This window comes from Bradyrhizobium sp. Kon37, from assembly GCF_055807535.1.
This window is the reverse complement of sequence record NZ_JBVVOY010000213.1, coordinates 1-309: the sequence shown is the minus strand read 5'-3', so window position 1 is coordinate 309 and position 309 is coordinate 1. Positions and strand designations below refer to the sequence as shown.

The 309-nt window shown below is 58.9% G+C and carries 1 pseudogene; it reads left to right on the top strand.

From position 1 onward, the window contains the following. A pseudogene (gene korC / locus AC0L3J_RS37855) lies at nt 1-99 on the top strand (transcriptional repressor KorC); the annotation flags it as partial. Between the last annotated feature and the right edge of the window lie 210 nt (nt 100-309).

Below are 309 nucleotides of genomic sequence, written 5' to 3'. Positions count from 1 at the left end.
CGGCGTTGGGTTGGCGAGGATTCGCCGATCCCCTATGCCGCCTGGGCGATCCTTTGCGATCTAGCGGGGATTGGGGCGATCTGGAAAGGCCAGGGCTGACGCCCGCAGGACTTTACGCCAAGGGAGAGGACTTTAGCGGCTAAAACCGCCAACCCTGATCGTTGCGATATGCTGCCAGCAGCCCGGCCCGCAAGCCGGGTTTTTTCGTGCGCCCGCCGCAAATTGTTTAGCTAAATTTCCTTGACTATCTAGGGCATAATGCCCTAATATAGCAATCCAAGGCCGGGCACTTCGCCCAGGTCAGCAACC